The 20,973-nt window shown below is 71.2% G+C and carries 14 protein-coding genes; 4 read left to right on the top strand and 10 right to left on the bottom strand.

Going from position 1 to position 20,973, the window contains the following annotated elements; translation table 11 throughout:
- Positions 1 to 118 precede the first annotated feature (118 nt).
- The 9 genes from ABZ914_RS01150 to ABZ914_RS01110 all read right to left on the bottom strand — a co-directional run bounded on the left by ABZ914_RS01150 (position 119) and on the right by ABZ914_RS01110 (position 12,103).
- Complete coding sequence (locus ABZ914_RS01150; RefSeq protein WP_500190792.1) at positions 119 to 1,573, bottom strand: alpha/beta fold hydrolase; 1,455 nt, start codon at positions 1,571 to 1,573, stop codon at positions 119 to 121.
- 167 nt (positions 1,574 to 1,740) lie between these two features.
- On the bottom strand, positions 1,741 to 2,454 hold the full coding sequence (locus tag ABZ914_RS01145) for a LytR/AlgR family response regulator transcription factor (protein ID WP_500190790.1): 714 nt from the start codon (positions 2,452 to 2,454) through the stop codon (positions 1,741 to 1,743).
- Positions 2,451 to 3,500 (bottom strand): sensor histidine kinase, encoded by a 1,050-nt coding sequence (locus ABZ914_RS01140; protein WP_500190788.1) that lies wholly within the window; start codon positions 3,498 to 3,500, stop codon positions 2,451 to 2,453. Before ABZ914_RS01140 ends, ABZ914_RS01145 begins: the two co-directional genes overlap by 4 nt.
- Positions 3,501 to 3,746: 246 nt before the next feature.
- Positions 3,747 to 5,660 (bottom strand): serine/threonine-protein kinase, encoded by a 1,914-nt coding sequence (locus tag ABZ914_RS01135; RefSeq protein WP_500190786.1) that lies wholly within the window; start codon positions 5,658 to 5,660, stop codon positions 3,747 to 3,749.
- Between the two features lie 367 nt (positions 5,661 to 6,027).
- Complete coding sequence (locus tag ABZ914_RS01130) at positions 6,028 to 7,299, bottom strand: lipase family protein (protein WP_500190784.1); 1,272 nt, start codon at positions 7,297 to 7,299, stop codon at positions 6,028 to 6,030.
- A 284-nt stretch (positions 7,300 to 7,583) separates the two neighbouring features.
- Positions 7,584 to 8,903 carry a glycosyl hydrolase 53 family protein gene (locus ABZ914_RS01125; protein WP_500190782.1) on the bottom strand — a complete coding sequence of 440 codons (1,320 nt, stop codon included), beginning with the start codon at positions 8,901 to 8,903 and terminating at the stop codon, positions 7,584 to 7,586.
- Between the two features lie 31 nt (positions 8,904 to 8,934).
- Positions 8,935 to 10,191, bottom strand: coding sequence for an ABC transporter substrate-binding protein (locus ABZ914_RS01120; RefSeq protein ID WP_500190780.1), 1,257 nt, complete (start codon positions 10,189 to 10,191; stop codon positions 8,935 to 8,937).
- 137 nt (positions 10,192 to 10,328) lie between these two features.
- On the bottom strand, positions 10,329 to 11,150 hold the full coding sequence (locus ABZ914_RS01115) for a carbohydrate ABC transporter permease (RefSeq protein ID WP_500190779.1): 822 nt from the start codon (positions 11,148 to 11,150) through the stop codon (positions 10,329 to 10,331).
- Positions 11,147 to 12,103, bottom strand: coding sequence for a carbohydrate ABC transporter permease (locus tag ABZ914_RS01110; protein WP_500190778.1), 957 nt, complete (start codon positions 12,101 to 12,103; stop codon positions 11,147 to 11,149). The genes ABZ914_RS01115 and ABZ914_RS01110 overlap by 4 nt, the downstream gene beginning before the upstream one ends.
- A gap of 167 nt (positions 12,104 to 12,270) precedes the next feature.
- Between ABZ914_RS01110 and ABZ914_RS01105 the strand changes: the two genes are divergently transcribed.
- Positions 12,271 to 13,194 (top strand): helix-turn-helix domain-containing protein, encoded by a 924-nt coding sequence (locus ABZ914_RS01105; protein WP_500190776.1) that lies wholly within the window; start codon positions 12,271 to 12,273, stop codon positions 13,192 to 13,194.
- 64 nt (positions 13,195 to 13,258) lie between these two features.
- Here the strand turns inward: ABZ914_RS01105 and ABZ914_RS01100 are convergent, their stop codons facing one another.
- Complete coding sequence (locus tag ABZ914_RS01100) at positions 13,259 to 14,269, bottom strand: LacI family DNA-binding transcriptional regulator (protein WP_500190774.1); 1,011 nt, start codon at positions 14,267 to 14,269, stop codon at positions 13,259 to 13,261.
- 166 nt (positions 14,270 to 14,435) lie between these two features.
- On the opposite strand from ABZ914_RS01100, the gene ABZ914_RS01095 reads away from it, so the two are divergent.
- The 3 genes from ABZ914_RS01095 to ABZ914_RS01085 are packed head-to-tail and all read left to right on the top strand — an operon-like array spanning position 14,436 to position 20,942.
- The gene (locus ABZ914_RS01095; RefSeq protein ID WP_500190773.1) at positions 14,436 to 17,213 is read left to right on the top strand and encodes a family 78 glycoside hydrolase catalytic domain; all 2,778 of its coding nucleotides are present in this window, start codon (positions 14,436 to 14,438) and stop codon (positions 17,211 to 17,213) included.
- Positions 17,214 to 17,227: 14 nt separating this feature from the next.
- A complete protein-coding gene (locus tag ABZ914_RS01090; protein WP_500190772.1) occupies positions 17,228 to 19,444 on the top strand; it encodes a glycoside hydrolase family 3 C-terminal domain-containing protein in 2,217 nt (738 codons plus the stop codon).
- 40 nt (positions 19,445 to 19,484) lie between these two features.
- Positions 19,485 to 20,942 (top strand): MFS transporter, encoded by a 1,458-nt coding sequence (locus tag ABZ914_RS01085; protein WP_500190770.1) that lies wholly within the window; start codon positions 19,485 to 19,487, stop codon positions 20,940 to 20,942.
- Positions 20,943 to 20,973 lie beyond the last annotated feature (31 nt).

Raw genomic sequence — 20,973 nt, 5'->3', positions numbered from 1 at the left:
GTGGTCCGGGGATTCGCGGCGCGGTGCGGCCGGCGGGGCTAGGGGTCCGCGGCGGTGGGCGCTAGCGGCCACCCCGGCGGTTCGCGGGATCCGTTAACGGTGCGGTGGGCTCGCCCGGTCAGCTCAGCAGGAACGTGGTCAGGGCGGCGCGGCCGGTGTGGCCGGGTTCGCGGTTCTGGATGGAGTGGGCGGCGCCCTTGACGATCACGAAGCGGGTGCCGGCGGGGCTGACGGCGCGTTCCTGTTCGGCCCACTCCAGCGGGGTGCTGAGGTCGTGGTCGCCGGCGAGGATCAGCGTGGGCAGGTCGGGCAGCCGGCCGGCGGGGTCGGCGGTCGGGGGCTCGGCCGGCCAGCGCAGGCAGGTCTGGACGCTGCTCTGCGCGAGCGCGACCGCCGGGGTGTACGGCCAGGTGGCCGATGCGGGCAGGGTGCGCGCGGTGCGGTCGAGGAACGGGCGGCGGAGCCGTTGCGGGGTGGCCGAGGTGCCCCACGGGAAGCGCAGGTCCTGGCAGAGGGTGGCCGCGTGCAGGCCCGCGCTCAGCTGGCTCGCGGGCGTGCCGTCGGCCGGGGCGAGCACGGCCTCGATGGCGTCCAGCCGGCTGGTGTCGCCGGCGACGGCCTGGTGCATCGCGCCGATGATGTCGCCCGGCAGGCCGCTGCCGGGGATCGGGTCCGGGTCGCGGTAGGTCGGGTCGAGGAACTCGTAGCCCACGACGTCGCCGAACAGGGCCAGCCCACCGGCCGGGGTGCGCCGCCGGACGAGCGTGGCGAGGTCCTGCGCCGGGTCGAAACCGCAGGCGGGCGCGGCCTTGCAGGCGTCCCGGAGCACCCGGGGCTGGGCGGTGAGCCCGACCAGGTTCAGGTCTCCGGCGACCGTCCAGTGGTGCGGGACGACCGAGTCCATGACCAGCCGGGACACGTGCCGGGGATGGGCGATGGCGTACCGGGCGGCGGTGAAGGAGCCGTACGACACGCCGTCCACGGCCATGGTGTCCACGCCGAGCGCGCGCCGGACGTCCTCGAGGTCGCCGACGCTCTGATCGGTGCCGTAGAAGCGCGCCCGGTCGCCGAGCAGGCTGCTGCACTCGTCCACCGCGTCGGGGGTGGCCTGGGCGCTGTCGGAGCCGCTGACCTGAGCCTGCATCTTCGGGCAGTCGATGGCGCCGAGCGGGCCGGTGCCGCGCTGGTCGAGCATGACGAGGCGGTACTGCGCGAACACCTCGGGCATCCGCCCGGCGATGCGCCGGAGCAGGGCGACGCCCTCCTGACCGGGGCCGCCGGTGAGGAACAGCAGCGTGCCCTTGGGCTTGGCCGGGCCGTCGGCGGCACCGACCTGGAGATCGAGCGTGCCGGGCGTGCGGCCGGAATGGTCGAGCGGGACGGTCAGCGTCCAGCAGGTGAAGCCGGGCTGCACGGCGCCGTCGTCGTCGCGGCACGGGTGCGGGGCGTGAAACCCTCGGGCGGTGGCGGACGGGGCGTGGAGCCCTCGGACGGCGGCGTGCGCGCCGGGCGCCACCGCCGCGACGGCGAGGCCGCAGGCAAGGGCGGCGAGGGTACAGCGGACATTTCTCATCGCGAACTCCCACGCGAGGGGAAGGACCGGCACCCATGCCCCCGAGGAAGGATGCCGGCCACTGCTCTGCCGGGTGACGGAACGCGCCCACCCTAGGAGCGATCGCGGGACGGCAGCCGGGTCCGCGCCGCGAACAGGAGCGGGGGCGGGGTGAACGGGAGCGGCGGTCAGGTCGGCAGGCCGAGCGCGGCCCGCACCTGGTCCCGGTAGGCGCGGCCGGAGATGAGGGTATTGCCGGAGCACAGGGTCAGCCGCATCTCCCCGTGGCCGAGGATCTCCAGCTCGCGGATCCGGTCGATCCGGACGATGACCGAGCGGTGGATCCGCAGGAACTCCGCGGAGCCGAGCCGCTCGTGGAGCTTGGCCAGGGTGCCGCGGACCAGGTGCGAGCGGCTGCCGGCGTGGATGCGCAGGTAGCCGTCCTCGGCCCGGACGTAGTCGATCGAGTCCAGGTCCAGCAGCCGGATCCGCCCGCCCATCTCGACGGGCAGCCGGTTCAGCGCCGGGGCGGCGGTCCGCCGGGCCAGCCGGTCACGGACGCGGTCGAGCGCCAGGTCGAGCCGGTCCCGGCCGTACGGCTTGAGCAGGTAGTCGACCGCGTCGACCTCGAAGGCGCGGACGGCGTGGTGGCTGAAGGCCGTCACGAACACGACGGCCGGGTCGTGCCGGCCCCAGATGGCGTCGAGGATGCCGAACCCATCGCCCTCGGGGAGCTGGATGTCGAGGAAGACCAGGTCTGGCCGGTGCCGCTGGAGGGCGGCGATCGCCGTGGCGGGCGAGCCGCACCCGGCGAGCAGGTGGACGTCCTCGTGGGCTTCCAGCATGCGCTGGAGCCGCCGCCGGGCCGGGGGCTCGTCGTCGACGATCAGAGTCCTGATCATGTCCGCGCCGTCCGCAGCGGCAGCCGGACGGTCGCGGCGACACCACCGCCCGGCTGCGGCTCGACGCTGAACCGGTGCTCCGCGCCGTACATCTGGGCGAGCCGGGCGCGGGCGTTGGCCAGCCCGATCCCCGTGCGAGGCCGACCGGGCGGCAGCCCGACACCGTCGTCCGCGACGACCAGCCGCAGCCAGGATCCTTCCGGCCGGGCCGTGATGGTCACCGTGCCCGGCGCGTCGCGCGGGGAGATCCCGTGCCGGACCGCGTTCTCCACCAGCGGCTGGAGCAGCAGCGGCGGGACCAGCGCGTCCAGCGCTCCGGGGTGGAGCCGCCAGTCCACCGCGAGCCGGTCCTCGAACCGGGCCTGCTCGATGTCCACGTAGGCGGACAGGACCTCCAGATCCTCGCGCAACGTCACCTCCAGCGAACCGTCATGCTCCAGCGACCGCCGCAGCAGGGCGCTCAGACGCACGACCATCTCCTCCGCGCGCTGCGGGTCGTCATGGACGAACGAGGCGATGGTGTTCATCGCGTTGAACAGGAAGTGTGGCCGCACCTGTGCCCGCAGCGCCTGCAACTCGGACCGGGTCAGCTCCTCGCGGGCCCGCGCCAGCTGCTCACGGCGCCGCCGGTGCTGGACGAAGTAGTAGACCCCGTGGGCCACTCCGACCCACTCGAAGTACATCGCCAAATAGGCCCCGAGATTGCGGAGGTATTCATCGCCGAACCCCTGCGCGGGAGGCAGCCAGTGCAGCACCGGATCGAACAGGAACATCCGTCCGCTGAGCCAGCAAAGCGCGACCAGGTAGCCCGCCAGATGAACCAGGACCGCGCGCACCATGTGGGGACGCCTGACCGGGAACCACATGGTGAGCAGGTACACGCTGATGTTCACCGGGAGCCAGGTCAGCGAGGACGCCATGGTCTGCGCGAGACCCAGCCCGACGCTGTGCGCCCCGTCCGCGTAGTCCTTCCACCACCCCAGCGCGTCCACCAGCGCGAGCAGCGACACGACCGCGGTCCAGATACCGAACACGCGTCGATCCACGCCCGTACCGTAACGACCCCCACCCACCGCCGCCAGGCCACTATCGGCCGCGCCCCCGGCCGCGCTCGTCCACCTCGATCCGCCCGTGCCGACACGGAGCCGAGTCGAGAAACGCTGCACTCGGCAATGGCGAGGAACGTGTAGCTGCCCCCGGCTGGATACGCGGGAGGACGTCAGGGTCGCCGCCGCTCGCTCTCGCCGATGCCGACCGCTGGCCTGCTGGAGGGCCGCATCATCTCAGGGAGGTCAGGGCCGTTGCCCGGTCAGGAACGCGGTCGCGACCTTGGCCGTCTGCTCGGCGCTCCAGTGGCCGGGGATCGCGCCCATCAGACGTTCGGCGTGCTCGGGTTCGGTGCGGGCGTAGGCTGCCGCGATCTCTGCCAGTGCCATGCGGCGGTGCCCCTTGCCGGAGATCGAGTCGGCGACCCGTTCGGCCCGTTCAGGGTCGATGAGCGCCCACCCGGCCGCAACCTCCGCCAGTGGCCAACGCCGCTGCCAGCGTCCTAGCGCCCGCGCCAGGCCCTCGGTCTCTTCCAGCAGCCGCACTGCGCGCCCGCGGTCGGAATCGGTGCACCCTGCGGCGACCCTGGCCAGGGCGATCCGGTGGCCTGGAGCGCGGACAATGCCACGAGCCAGCCGCTCGGCCCGCTCGGGGGCGATCGCGGCCCACAGCACGGCCATCCGCACCAGCAGCGGCCCCTGATGCTTACCGTCGACCTGGCCGGACGTCACGGTCTCGGCCTGTTCCAGCAGCCGCTCGGCCCGGTCCGGGCACACCCCGGCCACGTTCAGCAGCGCCTCCGCCTGCGCATGAGGCCGGTCGATGTCGCGCGCGAGTCGCTCGGCGTGTTCGGGATCGAGTACCGCCATCACGCCGGCGACGGTCGCCAATGCGGCACGCTGCCCGTCGGGTCCATCGAAGGGTGAGGGACCGAGGTCCTCCTCGAACAGGCTGCGGTGGTGGCGGACGACAGCCACGGCCTCATTCAGCAGGCGTTCTGCGTCGCGGCGGTCCCGCGTCGTGTACGCCCGCGCGATCTCGGCCAGCGCGCACGCCCGCCGGCCCGCCACCCTGGCCTTCGCGGCGCGCTTTTCGGCCTCCACGAGCAGCCGGTCGGCGCGCTCGGGATCGATTCGCCACCAGACGGCGGCCAGACGGGGCAGTTCCGGTGGTGCGTGCTCACTCGCGTCCAGATACCGCGCTCTGTCCTCGGCATCGCTCAACAGCCGCCGCGCCGCCCGCTCCCCTTTGCTCGACCGTGTGGTCCCCTCGCCCCCGTTGCCGTCACGGTCGTGCTCGCCTCTGGTAATGGATCGGGGCACCACGCGCTGGCCGGCGGCCCGCGAGATCAGGCGGGCGGCGACGGCCTCGGCGGTGGCGGGGCGGGCGGCCGGGTCCTTGGCCAGCAGGTCCTGTGCGATCTGCTCCAGGTCGGCCGGGACATCCGGGCGGAGCTGCCGAAGCGGAGGCGGTTCGGCGTTCAGATGCCGCGCCATCAGCACCGCAGGCGACTCACCGGTGAAAGGCGGGCACCCCGTGAGCAGCGCGTACAGCACGCAGCCCAAACTGTAGAGGTCGGCGCGCTGGTCGATGTCGCCGCTCCGCCACTGCTCGGGCGACATGTACAGCGGGGTGCCGGCCAGCCGTCCATGCAGCGTCTGCGACGTCGGGGCGTCGTGCCATCGCGCGATTCCGAAGTCGCAGATCTTCACCCGGCCTCCGGCCAGCGCCATCAGGTTGGCAGGCTTGAGGTCGCGGTGCACCACCCCGGCCCTGTGCGCCACCGCCAGCGCCTCGACCACCTGCGCGGTCACCGACCGAGCCCGCTCCACAGGCAACCCCCCGGCGTGTCGGCCCAGCTCCACCGCCACGCTCTCCCCGTGCAGCAACTCCATCACCAGGTACCACTGCCCGCCGTACTCCCCGAAATCATCGACCCTGGTGATTCCCGGATGCGTCAGCCGAACGGCGATCCTGGCCTCCTGCTTGAACTTGCCGAGCCACACCGGCCCGGCCTCGGCCACGTCCCGCCCCAGGAACTTGATCGCCACTTCCTGGTCTCTCAGCAGGTCGATGGCCCGCCAAACCTCTCCGAACCCGCCACGTCCCAGCACGCCGACCAGCCGATACCGTCCCGCAACCTCGTCGCCGACCAGCACCGCATCCCGCCTGTCTCCACGACTCCAGACACCGCCATTCTCACCTCCCCAGCCTGGAACCAGTCCCGAAACAGCGATCACGCATGCCGTCCCCGACCGCCGCGTCAGGTCACCTACGGCCTGCACCCGAGACGGGTCCGGGCTCTCGAATCGAGGCCACGCTGCCAGGGGCATCTGATGGTCGCCACGAGCACTCTCGTGGGCTGGGCAACAAGCGAGTTCCTTTACGTTGTAGATTTCGAACGTCGGCCTGCGCCGGGCGGCCGTCCGGTACGACCATGCGGAACAGGGCCGGCAGGTAGAGGGCAGGGCCCGGGCGGGCTTGGCGTCCGGGCCCTGCCACTCGCCGTAACGGATGACCTGCGGGTCAGCAGTTGCCCTGCACTGCCTTGCCGGTGAAGCGGTCGTTGAGGAACTTGGTGACGTCCTGGGCGGCGTTCCAGTCGGTGGACAGGTGCTCGGCGGCGTAGCCGGCGTTCCAGGTGGTGTTGATGCCGGCCTTGCAGTAGGCCGCGCGCGTGTCGTTCTCGGTCTCCTGCGGGATGATCTCCTCCAGCGCTCCGCGGTACTGGAAGACGGGGAAGCCGATCTCGTACTTGGCGCCCGACCCCGCCGGGCCGATGCCGACGCCGAGCTTCTGCCGGTCGACGATGTCGCCCCAGGTCGTGCCGTCCGGCCCCTTCAGCGCGTAGAGCTGGTCCAGGGAGAGCTTGCCGGTGGTGAAGTTCTCGACCTTGGCGCCCAGGAACGAGGCCAGCGTGCCCATCAGGCAGTTGCTCTCGGCCGTCTTGACGGCCTGGCGGCCCTGGTCGTTCATCAGCTCGTCGAAGGGCATCTCGGGATACTGGGCGTTCAGCCCGACGAGTGCGTCGGCCAGGAAGCCGGCGAACAGGCTCCCGTTCAGCGCCTTGGCCGTGACTCTCAGGTCGCCGGGGACGCCGCCCGCCGCCGCCCCGACGACGTTCAGCTCGGGAGCGTAGGACTTGGCCAGCTGCGCGCCCCAGAGAGAGGCGGCACCGCCCTCGGAGTAACCGGAGATGCCGACCTTGCCGTCGTCCTTCAGGCTGCCGCCGGGGATCTGGCGGGACGCGCGCACGACGTCGAGGAGGGCGTGGCCCGCGTCGGCGCCGTTGACGTAGGGGTGGACCTTCCCCGCGATGTAGCCGAGACCGTCGGTGGCGGCGACGGCGTCGCCCGCCTTGAGGAACGTGGCGATGTTGTCGCCCTCGTACATGTCCTGGTACTGGCCGGTGAGCTGCTTGGAGAAGGCGCACTGCGGCCCCGACCCGAGCGTCCCGGGGTTGAACGCGACGGTGGGCCGCGAGCCGCCCTGGGACCAGGCGTCGGCGGGCACCGCCACCGTCCCGGTCACCGCCACCTTGGCGCCCTTGGCGTCGGTCGAGACGTAGCGGATCTTCCAGGCCTTGTAGCCGGGCGGGTTGGAGACGCCCGGGAGCTGGACCTGGCGGCAGCCGAGCAGGTCCCCCGGATCGCCCTGGACGTTGCCGTCCGCGGCGTAGATGTCGTTGTCAGAGGAGAGACAGGCGAACGGTGCGGCCGAGGCCGGCTGGCTCGCGATCACGGGTGCCGCCAGCGCGGCTCCCAGTGACGCGGCGGTGAGCATGGAGCGGTATCGCATCGGCGCCTCCCGAGGCAGGGGGTGGACATGAAGCTGGTGCACCTTGCCAGGCCCGATGCCGCTCCCGACATGAAGTCGAAGACGAAGACGCGCGCGGTGATTGGCAGCCGGGCCACAACGAGACGGCATCGTTGGAGGCCGGTGGCGTCGCGTCACTGCACATGCGCGAGCCCGTGCATCGAGATGCGCGCCGGTGTTGCTTCTGGTCGCGCGGCGCCGACCAGAAGCAACACCGGCCTGCTACGCCGATACGGGCCCGCGTTCGCACCTATGGGTCTGTACGGTCAGCTTCCGGCAGCCTGCTGGAGACCCTGGGCGATCGCGTCGAGGACGGGTTCGGCCGTCGCGGCCGTCCCGGTCACGGCGAAGTGGCTCATCGGCTGCCAGCCCGCCGTGCAGTAGTCGGGGGCCCAGGGACGCACGCCGGACAGGGGGCCGCCGGCGCCGCCGCCCCACGCCACGAGGTCGCGGACGAAGTCGTGCGCGCCCTGCGGCGAGATCGGGTAGCCGGGCAGCGCGCTGTTCCAGGCATAGGGATCGGACATGGTGGCGGACGGGTAGCCGAGCTCGGCCACGAACACCTTCTTGCCGAAGGTGCTCCGCAGGGAGGTGGCGACCTCCTTGAAGATGGCCAGGCGGTCCCCGTAGTCGTTGCTCGTCGGGTAGAAGGACGTGCCGAGTTCGTCGGCCCGGAAGCCGGCGGCGGACATGGCCTGCCAGAAGGCCGTCGAGAGCTTGCCGCTGGCAGCGGCGACCGTGCTGGTGTGGGTGCTGAAACGGGCCCCGCGATGGACGGACCGGACGCCTTCGGCGGTGGCGGCGAGCAGGCGGCCGACGTGGGGCCACAGGTGGGTCCGCAGCCAGGCGATGCGGTCGTCCTCCGCCATGGAGATGAGGGTGTAGAAGTCCATCGCGCCGATGGCCGGGTCGACCGCGTCCGGCGGGCTGTAGGTCCAGCCGTCGGACTGGGTGACCAGGCTCCGGATCGCGACGCCGGCCACCCCGAACTCGACCTCGTTCCCGAGGTCCCACATGCTGACCTGGGCTCCGGTCGACAGGATCTGCGCGGCGACCAAGGCTCCGTAGCGCCGGAGGACCGGCACCATCTGGTCGATGGTCAGCGACGTCCACGGGCCGGGCGGTTTGATGGCCGGGTAATCGGTGAAGTCGGGTTCGGGCTGGTACGACATGTCGCCGTAGACGCCCCACAGGCCGAGTTCGGGATTGAAGGGCAGGCCGAGGGCGCGGGCGAGCCTGGCCCGCTGCAGCCCCTGGTCGAAGCCGTGCTGCGCGTCGCCCGACTGCGCCCGCCGGCGGGTCGCGATGCGGGCGTAGACCTCGGTGGCGCCGTGTGCTTTGAAGAGGCGCTGGACGTCGGTGACGGTGCTCGCGGACCGCACGCCGTCGGTGAGGGAGACGCTGCCGAGCACCCTCTCGGTGAAGGGGCTGACCGACAGTGCCGTCCGGAAGGGGCTGCTCGCGGAGGCCGGGCCGGTAGCGGCGCGGGCGGCCGTGAGCGGGACGGCGGCGGCGATCCCGGCGGCGGCCGAGGCCAGGAGGAAGCCGCGGCGGTCGAGCGAAGGCCGGGGGGTGGGAGTGTTCATGTCGATCCTTCGAGGCTGGACGGGGACGAGGTCAGGCGTTCTTGTACGCCTTGTCCATCTGGTTCAGGACGTCCTGCGGGGCGGCCTTGCCGGCGAACAGGTCCTGGACTCCACTGAGGTGGGCCTGCTGCACCTTGGGGTTGGGCCACATCTGATCCATGAAGGGAACGGTCCGGCCCGCCTTCTGGAAATCGATGAGCGCCTTGAAGGCCGGATCGGGGGTGAAGGAGGAGTTGGTGATGGCCGCCGCGGCATTGCTCTTGGCGGCGTAGTCGTTCATGGCCTGGGGGGTGGCGAGGAAGTCGATGAACTTTTCGGCGGCCTCCTTGTTCTTGGCCTTGGCGTTGACGGAGTAGGAACTGCCGACCGCGCCCGGCATCCTGGTGGCGGACGGGTCGTCGGTCGCCGGCAGCGGGAACATGCCGAGCTCGGTGCCGGACGGAGCGGTCTCCTTGATCTGGGCGGCCGTGGCGAGCACCTGGACGGCGGCCAGGGCCTTGCCCTGGCCGACCTGCCTGACCGCGGCGTCGACGGAGGTCCCGTCGGGGTCCTTGGAGAAGCAGCCGCGCTTGTTCATCGCCAGGTACTGGTCCATGGCGGTCTTCCACCCCGACCCGGCGAAGGTCGCTTTGCCCGCGGCCTGGTCGCTGTCGAATGCGGGATTCCGGCCGTAGACGAGGGTGGAGGCCAGCGCGTAGTCGATGAGCTGGGTGACCCATGGCGTCTGGTTGCCGAGGGCGAACGCGACCTTTCCTGCGGCCTTCGCCTTGTCGCACAGGGCGAGTACCTGGGTCCAGGTGGTCGGCTCCGTGGCCTTGACCTCGCTGAATGCCTTCTTGTTGTAGACCGCCCCGATGCCGGTGAAGGTGACCGGGAGCATGTACTGCTTGCCTCCGGACTGGGTGACGGACCTGATGTTCTGCGGCACCTTGCTCGCCCACGGCCGGCCCGACAGGTCCTCCAGATAGCCCGCGGGCGCCAGGAGCTGGACGGATCCGGCGTTGCCCTTGGCCGGGAACGTGAAGAAGACGTCGGCTGCGGTACCGGAGGACAGTTGGGTGCGCAGGGTGCTCAGGTAGGGGTCGGTGTCCGCATAGGTGACGTTCACGTGGATCCCGGGGTCGGCCTTCTCGAACGCGGCGAGAGTGGCGTCGAGCGCCGCCTTCTCGCTGGAGTTCGAGGCGATGCGCAGGGTGTCCGATCCGGTGCCGCCGGCGGAGTTGCTGCAGGAGGTGAGGACGGCCGCGGCCGCGAGGGCGCCCAGGGCACCGAGAATCGCTGGTCTCATTGGAGTTCTCCTGTTGTGTGGGGGTGGGACGGCACGGTGAAGCGGTTTGTGCCGGAGATGATGCGGCGACGGATGAGGCCGTCGCCTTGCGCCGGTGCGACGGTGGCGCCGGGCCTTCCCTGATCGGAACAGGCGGGTCAGCCTTTGAGCCCACCGGCGAAACCGCGGATGATCCGCTTCTGCATGAGGAAGTAGCAGCACAGGATCGGGACGACGCTGATCACGAGGCCGGCGAAGACGAGCTGCCAGTCGGAGACGTACTGGCCGACGAACTGGAAGATCGCGACCGGCAGCGTCTGCTGGGCGCTGCCGGACAGGTAGAGCAGCGGGGTGAGGAAGTCGTTCCAGATGAAGATCGCGTTCAGGATGACCACCGTGCCGGTGACCGGCCGCAGCAGGGGCAGGACCACCGAGAAGAAGACCCGCACCGGGCCGCACCCGTCGACGGCGGCGGCCTCCTCGTACTCGGCGGGGATCGCCCGCAGGAAACCCGCGTACAGGAAGACGCTGAAGGGGACCTGCAGCCCGCTGTAGAACAGGACGAGCGACCACACCGATCCGAGAAGTCCGAGGTCGCGGACGGTGTGGTACAGCGGGATGAGCGCCAGCTGGGCCGGTAGCAGCAGGCCGAGGGCGAACAGCAGGAACGTCCAGCGGGACCAGCGGCCGGTCGCCCTCGCCAGCGGGTAGGCGGCCATGGACGACACGGCGACGATCACGATCAGGCTCACCAGCGTGACGACCAGGCTGTTCCCCAGGGCCGAGGCCAGTCCGGCTTCACGCCACGCGTGCGCGTAGTTCGCGAGTGTGGGTGCGGTGGTCGGCGTGAGAGGCGACGCGGCGTCGTGCCCGCTGCGCACCGAGAGGTTCACCAGCACGTAGATCGGGAAGGCGACGACGACGCCGGCCGCGATCATCAGGGCCTCCAGGACCGCCGTCCTCCTCGTGTAGCGCCTCACGCCGCACCCCCCTGACGCTGGAGCCCGCGGTACTGCACGGCCGAGACGACGGCGACGATGGCGGCGAGCAGCACGGCGATCGCGGTGCTGTAGGCGTAGTCGCCGAACTGGAAGGCGTTCTTGTACATCAGCGTCGACAGCGTCTCGGTCGAGTGGCCGGGGCCGCCGCCGGTGGTCACGTACACCTGGTCGAAGAGCTTGAAGCCGCCGATCATCGACAGCACCAGGTTGATCGTGATCGCGGGGGCGAGCATCGGGCGGGTGATGTGCCGGAACCGCTGCACCGGACTCGCGCCGTCCACGGCCGCCGCCTCGTGGAGTTCCGGTGGAACGCCCTGCAGCCCCGCCAGGAAGATCACCATCGAGTACCCGGAGAACTGCCAGATGACGATGGCCGCGACCGACCACAGCGCCAGGTCCGGATCACCGAGCCAGTTCCGCGCGAGCGTGCCCAGCCCCATCCCGCGAAGTGCGGAGTTCAGCGCGCCGTCCGGCGCGTACATGTACTTCCACAGGTAGGCCGTCACCACCGGCGTCATCACCGCGGGCGCGAAGAACAGCACCCGCAGCACGTTGCGGCTGCGGATGCGAGCGTGCACGCCGAGGGCCAGCGCGAGCCCGATCGCGTTCTGGACGACGGTGATCGCGAGGGTGAGCTCCACGGTCTGCCGGAGCGCGTCGACGGCCGCCGGATCGGCGAAGATCTTGCGGAAGTTCCGGAGCCCCGTGAACGACGCGGTGGACCCGATCCCCGTCCAGTCGGTGAAGGCGTAGCCGCTTCCCTGCACGGACGGGATCAGCACGACGTAGAGGTACAGTGCCAGCGCCGGAATGGTGAACCACCATGGCGCCGAGCGCAGCGGCGCCCGCCGGCGGGACCGCGGCCGCGCCCTTCTCGCGGCTTCGGGGGGCCGGTGCGGCGGAGCCGCGACCTCGTCAGTGTCCGCCATCATCTCATCTCGATCGTTAAAACGTTTTAATTCCTCGCCCGCGGGTGAGTGCCGCGGTCGCCGGGTCGGTGAGGAGATGATGCGCCCGCCGCCGGTCGAACCAGTAGCCCGAAGTTCACCGGAAGTAGCACAGAATTAACAAGCCAGGCCTTCTCACGTAGCCTGCCTGCATGGATGCTTCACCGGTAGTGGACACCAGTGGGCTGGTGTACTTCACCGACGGCTCGCTCGCCTACGCGGGACGGCACGTGCATGAGCGCGCCTATCCCGCCCACACGCACAGCTTCATCGAGGTGGCGGTCGCGGTGGACGGCGAAGGCACCCACCACTCCCCCGCCGGACGCGCCCGGCTCACCGCCGGTGACGCCGTGCTGCTGCGGCCCGGTGTGTGGCACGAGTACGAGGACTGCGATGACCTCGTCCTTTACAACTGCTGCTTCAGCCCCGGACTGCTCCAGCGCGAACTCGCCTGGGCGCGCGAGAACCCCGTGCTGGCGCACCTGCTGTGGATCGGCCCTTATGCCACCGGCCAGCGCGGCATGATGAGCATCCGGCTCGATGAGGCCTCGGCGGCCGAGTGCGTCGGCCATCTGCGGGCGCTCGAGAAACTCCAGCGCTGCACCGCGGAGGCGTTCCAGGGCGACGTCGTCGGACGGCTGACCCTGTTCCTCAGCGGACTCGCGCGGGCCGCGTCCGGCTCGGTGCGCTCGGCGGCCCCGCCGGCCCACCCCGCGATCGGCCGGGCCATGCAACTGCTGGAGAGCCGGCTGGCCGATCCGTGGACGCTCGCGGAGCTGGCACGGGAACTGCACATGGTGCCCGGTTCCCTGGTGCGCCTGTTCAAGTCGGCCGTGGGCCTTCCGCCGATGGCGTACCTCGCCCAGCAGCGCGCCGAAGTCGCCGCGGCGATGCTGATCCGCGATGACCGGGCGATCTCGCACATCGCCCGAGCCGTCGGCTGGCCCGACCCCAACTACTTCGCCCGCCGTTTCAAGGCGCATTTCGGGCTGAGCGCGAGCACCTACCGGGAGCGGTTCCGAGACGCTCCCGCCTCCGCGCCCGGCCGGCTGCCGGCAGAACGAGCGCGACCGTGACGGTCGTCCAGGCCGGGCGCCGGAGAAGGGCCGGAGACCGGCCGTTCGTCCTCGGCCCGTGCCTCTACACGGACTCCCGTTCGATCACATGGATGTTGCGCGGATTCACGGCGAAATCCTCGCCGTCGCCGTCCAGCGCCCGCAGCAGGGCCCGCGCCAGGTCGGCTCCGACGTCGCCGCTGTCGATGGCGACGGTCGTCAACGGCGGTACGGCGAAGCGGGCCGCGGTGATGTCGTCGGCTCCGATCACGGCCAGGTCGGCGGGCGCCGAGAGCCCCGCCGCCCGCATCCCCGCCAGGACCGCGAGCGCGATCTCGTCGTTGTAGGCGCACACGCCGGTGGAGGGCGGCGCCGCGTCCCGCCATGCCTCGACGACGCGAGCGGCCGCCTCCGTGTCCAGTGGGACGGTGGAGACCGTCGGCGACGGCAGCCCGGCCTCGGCGCACACCTGCGCGACGCCCTCCAGCCGCCCGCGGGCGAGCTCGGACAACCGCGGGTCGTCCGGCAGGGCGAAGGCGATCCGCGCATGTCCGCGGGCGATCAGGTGTTCCGCCTGCATGCGGCCGACCCCCCGGCTCCACGGCGTGGCGGCGGGATCGTAGCCGGCGGACGACTCGGGGGGAGGGAACACCTTGGTGGTCCCCGCTCGGTGGACACCGTCGAGCTCGTCGGCGCTGAACGGCTGGAGGCCGACCAGCGCGGCCGGCGCGAGCGCCACCGAGATCGCCGCCAGCCGGTCCGGGCCACCGGAATGGACATGGGTGACCAGGGTGTAGCCGGCCTCGGTCAGCACCCCCGCCGCCCGCTCGACGAGGTCGCTCACGGTGGGTCCCTGCGGCCAGGGCGGCAGGACCAGGACCACGATGTCGCTGCGGCCGCTGCGCAGCGTGCGAGCCGGAGCGTAGGGCGTGTACCCGAGCCGGGCGGCGGCCTGGAGCACACGCTCACGGGTCGCCGGCGGGATCGACTTGTTCGGCTTGTCGTTGAGGACGAAGCTGACGGTCGCGCGCGAGAGTCCCGACTCCCGTGCGACGTCGGCGCTGGTGACCCTGCGCGAAGCCCTCTTCCCTGCCACCGCCGTCCCCGCTCACGCTCGCCGGCCCCGCGCTATTGCCGGGGCGCCACCCCGATGTTAACGTCCTCCCACTCTCTAGTTACACGTGTTACTACCCTCCCCACCCCCGATGCCAGACCACCGTGAGCCCGTCGTTTACACGTGTTACCTACCTTGAGGAGCAACGATGAGAACGTACGTCTCCGCCCCTCGTTTCGAGCACCTGCGCGAGCCCCTCGGCATCGGGTCACCGCGCCCGCGGCTGTCATGGGTGACCGAGACCGCTCAGAGCGGGTGGCGGCAGACGGCGTACGAGGTCGAAGCGCGCGGCGGACGCGCGCTCGTGGAGTCCGCCGAATCGGTGCTCGTGGACTGGCCTTTCGCGCCCCTCACCGCACGCGAACGGGTGGCGGTCCGGGTGCGGGCGCAGGGGCCCGACGGCTGGACGGCGTGGAGCGAGACGGCGCATGTGGAAGCCGGTCTGCTCCAGCCCGCGGACTGGGAGGCCCACTTCGTCAGCCCAGGGGACGGCTCCTTGGTGCGCGGGGAGTTCCAGGTGAGCGCAGGGGTGAAGCGAGCACGGCTGTACGCGACGGCCCTCGGCGTGTACGAGGCCGAACTGAACGGAAGGGTCGTCGGCGATCACGTCCTCGCGCCCGGTTGGACCGCCTACCGCCACCGCCTGCGCTACCAGACCTTCGACGTGACCGAGTTGATCCGGGAGGGACCGAACTGCCTCGGCGCCACGCTCGCCGACGGCTGGTATCGGGGACGGCTCGGGTTCGAGGGGAAAAGGGCTATCTACGGCGACCGCCTGGCCTGGCTCGCCCAGCTCGAGGTCGTCTACGAGAACGGCACGAGCGAACGCTTCTGCACCGGACCGGCCTGGCAGGCCGCGGCGGGTCCCCTCGTGTCCTCCGACCTCTACGACGGCGAGGTCCACGATGCCCGGCGGGAGCGCCCCGGCTGGTCCGAGCCCGGGCATCCCGATGACGCCTGGGCCCCGGTCCAGGTGCTGGAACACGATCTGTCGACACTGGTGGCTCCCGAAGGCCCGCCGGTGCGGGTGACGGAGGTCCTCACGCCGGCGCGCACGCTGACCTCGCCCTCCGGGGACACGATCGTCGACTTCGGGCAGAACGTCGTCGGCCGCCTGCGGATCAAGGCACGCGGTCACGCCGGCGACCGCGTGGTACTCCGCCACGCCGAAGTGCTGCAGGACGGCGAGCTGTGCATGACGCCGCTTCGCACGGCGGAGGCCACCGACACCTACGTCCTGCGCGGCGGCGGCGTCGAGACATGGGAGCCCCGCTTCACCTTCCACGGATTCCGGTACGCCGAGGTGACCGGGCCGGTCGAAGAGGTGAGCGCCGCGGTCTGCCACTCCGACATGGAACGGACCGGTTGGTTCAGTTGCTCGGACCCTCTGGTGGAACGACTGCACGACAACGTCGTCTGGAGCATGCGCGGCAACTTCCTCGACGTGCCCACCGACTGCCCCCAGCGTGACGAGCGGTTGGGATGGACCGGCGACCTCCAGGTGTTCGCGCCGACCGCCTCGTTCCTCTACGACTGCGCGGGCCTTCTGTCCTCCTGGCTCGCCGACCTCTCCGCCGAGCAGCGCGAGAACGGGCTGGTTCCGAACGTCGTGCCGGACATCGGGCTCCCGTCCACGGCGGCCGCGGCCTGGGGGGACGCGGCCGTCATCGTTCCCTGGGTGCTGTACCGGCACTTCGGCGATGCCGGCATCCTCGAACGGCAGTTCCCCTCCATGCGCGCATGGGTCGATCACGTGACCGGGCTGGCCGGCCCGGACCGCATCTGGAACGCCGGTTTCCAGTTCGGCGACTGGCTGGACCCGGCCGCCCCGGCGGACCGTCCCGACCAGGCCAGGACCTACCCCGAGATCGTCGCCACCGCCTACTTCGCCCGCTCGGCCGACCTTCTGGCCCGCGCCGCCGCGGTGCTCGGGCGCGATGAGGACGCCGCCGTCCTCTCGGCTCTGGCGGCGGAGGTACGCCAGGCGTTCCAGGACGAGTACACCACCGCCGGGGGGCGGCTGCTCAGCGACTCCCCCACCGCCTACGCCCTCGCGCTCGAATTCGCCCTGCTGACCGACGCGCCGCGCCGGGAACGCGCCGCGGCCCGCCTGGCCGACCTGGTGCGCGCCAACGGCCACAAGATCTCCACCGGCTTCGTCGGGACTCCGCTGATCTGCGACGCCCTGGCCGAGGCGGGCCATCTGGAGAGCGCCTACCGGCTGCTCCTGCAGCGGGAGTGCCCGTCCTGGCTCTACCCGGTGACCGCGGGCGCCACGACGATCTGGGAGCGCTGGGACAGCCTGCGCCCCGACGGCTCCCTCAATCCCAGTGGCATGACGTCCTTCAACCATTACGCGTTCGGCGCGGTCGCCGACTGGCTGCACCGCACCGTCGCGGGCCTGGCGCCGGCCGCCCCGGGCTACCGGGAGATCTCGCTACGGCCGCGGCCCGGCGGCGGGCTCACGCACGCCGCCGCCCGGCTCCGCACACCCTATGGCCTCGCGTCCTGTTCATGGAGGGTGGGCGGCGGCCGACTCACGGTCGAGGCCGACGTCCCTGCGAACACCACCGCGACCGTCGCCCTGCCGGGCCGCGAAGCCTTCGTCGTCGGCTCGGGGACGCACACCTGGACCGTCCCGTACGCCACCGAGACGTCGGCGGCTGCACCGCTGAGCCTCGACAGCCCGCTGAGCGACGTCGCCGACCGTCCCGGCGCCGAGCGGATCGTGATCGACGCCGTCGTCCGCCGGATGCCCGAACTCGCGGAGCACGTCAGGACGGGCTTGGGCGCCGCCGCCCCGAACATGACCGTCCGCCAGGCCATCGCGCTCATTCCCGGCGGCGAGGGACTGGCCGCGGAAGTCGAGACCGCATTCGACCTGCTCAACGAGGCGCGCGATGACGCCGGCCTCACGACACTCTGAACGGGATCATCTCTGTGGACATCGATCGGCTCACCTTGGAAGAGAAGGCGTCGCTCCTGTCCGGGCGCGACTTCGCGCACACCGAAGGGATCGAGCGCGCCGGCATCGCCTCGATCGCGCTCAGCGACGGCCCGCACGGCGTGCGATGGCAAGGTGAGAGCGGCGACCACCTGGGCATCGGCGACAGCGTTCCCGCGACCTGCTTCCCGCCCGCCGTCGCCGTCGGGTCCAGTTGGAATCCCGAGGTGGCGGCGCGGCTGGGCGCCGCGCTGGGACGCGAGGCACGGGCGCTGGGCGTCTCGGTGAGCCTCGGCCCCGGTGTGAACATCAAGCGCTCACCCCTGTGCGGCCGCAACTTCGAGTACTACTCCGAGGACCCGCTGCTGACCGGGGTGCTCGCCGCCGCTCACGTCCGCGCGTTGCAGGCGGAAGGCGTCGGCGCGTCGGTCAAGCACTTCGCGGCCAACAACCAGGAGACCGACCGGATGCGCGTGAGCGCGGAGGTCGACGAGCGCACGATGCGCGAGATCTACCTGCCCGCGTTCGAGCGCGTCGTGAAGGACGCACGTCCCGCCACGGTCATGGCCTCCTACAACAGGATCAACGGCGTTCACGCGACCGAGAACGCGTGGCTGCTCGATGAGGTGCTTCGCACCGAATGGGGGTTCGAGGGCCTCGTCGTCTCGGACTGGGGCGCCGTCGGCGACCGCGTCGCGGCGCTGAAGGCGGGGACCGACCTGCAGATGCCCGGCACGGGCGGCATCGACGACGCCAAGGTCGTACGGGCTGTGCGGAACGGGGAACTGGACGAGTCGACCGTCGACGGCAGCGTCCGCCGCATCGTGGCGCTGACGAAGCAGTACGCCCCGGTACCGGCGGTCTACGACGCCGAGGCGCACCACCGCCTGGCCCGGGAACTCGCCGCCGAATGCGCGGTGCTGCTGAAGAACGACGGCGGCGTGCTGCCCATCGCCCCCACGATCCGGCGGATAGCGGTCATCGGCCAGCAGGCCGCGCAGCCCCGGTTCCAGGGCGGCGGCAGCTCGCACATCACGCCGACGCGCGTCGACTCTCCGCTGGACGCGATCAGGGCGCTCGCCGACGTCCGGAACCAGATCGTCACGCACGCGCCGGAACTCGACGATCGAGCGGCGGAGGACGTCCGGAAAGCCGACGTCGCCATCGTCTTCGCGGGCCTCTCCGAAGGCGACGAGTCCGAGGGGTACGACCGCGAGCACCTGGACCTGCCCACCGCCCAGGTGGAGATGATCCGCGCCACGGCCGCGGTCGCGGCCCGCACGGTGGTCGTGCTGTCCAACGGCGGGGTGGTCTCGCTGGAAGGCTGGCACACCGAGGTGGACGCGATCCTCGAAGGGTGGCTCCTGGGCCAGGCGGGCGGCGGCGCCATCGCCGACCTCCTCTTCGGCGTGATCGACCCCTCGGGCCGCCTCGCCGAGACGATTCCGCTGCGGCTTCAGGACACTCCCGCGTACCTCAACTTCCCCGGAGAGGCGGGGCGGGTTCTCTACGGCGAGCGCGTCATGGTCGGCTACCGCTACTACGGCTCTACGCGAACGCCGGTCCGCTACCCGTTCGGGCACGGGCTCAGCTACACGACCTTCGAGACCACCGACCTCGTGGTGACGGTCACCGGCGATGACTCCGCCACCGCGGCGCTGACCGTCACCAACACCGGCTCCCGGGCGGGCAAGCACGTGGTCCAGGTGTACATCGCCCCTGGAGAAGCACCGGTCCAGAGACCTGTCCGCGAGCTCCGCGCTTTCACCAAGGTCGCGCTCGACCCGGGAGAGTCGACCCGCCTGGAGATCCCGCTCGGCCGGCGCGCCTTCGCCTACTACGACGTCGAAGCGGCGAGGTGGACGGTCGCCCCGGGCGAGTACACCGTCCAGATCGGCGAGAGCGCGACCCGCGTCGTCGCGCAGCGGACGGTCACGTTGACCGGCGAAGCACCGGCGAAGCCGCTCGGCCTCGAATCGCCGCTCAAGGACTGGTTCGACCACCCGGTGGCCGGTCCCCGGCTCATCGAGGCGCTGTCCGAGAACCTCACCGCCGAGCAGAAGGAGCAAGCCGAATCCCAGAGCCACCTGCTGCGCATGGTCGAGTCGATGCCGATCCGGCAGTTCATCGAGTTCACCGGCCTCACCGTCTCCACCGAAACGCTCGAACGGCTGGCGGAGGAGAGCCGGGCGGCCACCGCGGCAGGCCGTTGAAACGACGCCCCACCCACCCCTCGGAGGAGGGACCACCCCCATGACATCGACCGCCTCCACCTCCCCTCAGAGAGCGGAGGGCACGGGCTTCACGGCGCGCCATGCGCTGCTGCTGATCGCCCTGCTCTGGCCCGCCCAACTGCTCTCCGTCATCGGGCTGCTCGCCGGCAACGCCCAATCGAAGATCGCGATCCACTTCCACACGACGCAGATCGCCTGGTTCATCCTGGTCGGCTCGCTGATCGGCGCGTTCTTCACCCCGTTCGCGATGAAGGCGGCGGACCTGTACGGCAAGCGGCGGGTCATGCTCGTCCTCACCGTGCTCGGACTTATCGGAGACCTGGTCTCGGCCCTCGCACCGAACTACACCGCCCTTCTGATCGGACGCGGCGTGGCGGGGTTCTACGCGCCGATCGCCGCCCTGGTGTTCGCCATCGCCAGGGACGTCTTCCCTCCCCGTCTCGTCGGCCCCGCCAGCGGGCTCATCGGCGGCGGAGTGGGCCTCGTCGCGCTGTTCGGCCCGTTCCTGTCCGGATGGCTCCTCGACGACCATGGCTGGCGCAGCGTCATGTGGTTCCTCGTCGCGGCGTCCGCCGTGAGCCTGGCACTGCTGCTGGCCTTCGTCCCGGAGAGCCCCGTCCGGACGGAGCGCACGCCCATGGACTGGGCCGGCGGCCTGCTGCTGGGCGCCGGCATCACCGCCATCGTGTACGGCGTCGGCAAGGGAAACGACTGGGGCTGGACAAGCGGCGAGTTCCTCGCCTTCGTCATCGGCGGAGCGGTGGCGATCATCGCCTTCGTGGTGGTGGAGAGCCGGGTCGCTCATCCCCTCTACGCGCTCTCGATGCTCTCCCGGCGATCCGTCTGGTCGGTCTTGCTGGCGACGGCCCTGCTCGGCGGGACCGTACTGTCCGCCGGAACCATCAGCCAGCTGCTCGGCCTGATGCCGAAGATCCCCACGATCTCCGACGGACTGGGCTTCAGCGCGACCAAGCTGGCCTGGATCGGCGCGCCGGCCAGCGTCGTGATCGTCCTCGTGGCGATCGCGACGGGATGGCTCGCCCGGCGCACGGACAGCCGGCTCCTGCTGGCGGCCGGAGCGCTGTTCGCCGCGGCCGGCTACGGGCTCTCGGCGCGGTTCCACGACACCGTGCCCCAGCTCATGGCGGTGGGGACCGTGACGGCGGTCGGACTCGGAACGATCGTCGCCCTGGTCCCCATCATGGTGATCGAGGTGGTGTCGCCGACCGAGCAGGCACGGGCCAACGGCCTGCAGAACATGATGCAGGGCACGCTCCTCACCGTGGTGACGCAGTTGATCTTCGTCGTGCTGGCTCGGGACGGCAGGGTGCTGAAGGGCACCCGGTTCTACCTGGACAGCGGCTTCACCAACGGCTTCTGGCTGGCCGCCGGGTTCGCCGCCGCCGGCCTGCTGGCCGTGGCGCTGATCCCCGGGCTGCGACGCCTCGAGGAGGCGAGAACCGGCCAGGGAGCCTGACCTCGGCCCGGCCCGTGTCCGCCGAGACGGA

Source organism: Spirillospora sp. NPDC046719 (assembly GCF_040645715.1).
Lineage (GTDB): Bacteria > Actinomycetota > Actinomycetes > Streptosporangiales > Streptosporangiaceae > Spirillospora.
This window is presented reverse-complemented; position numbering and strand designations above follow the sequence as displayed.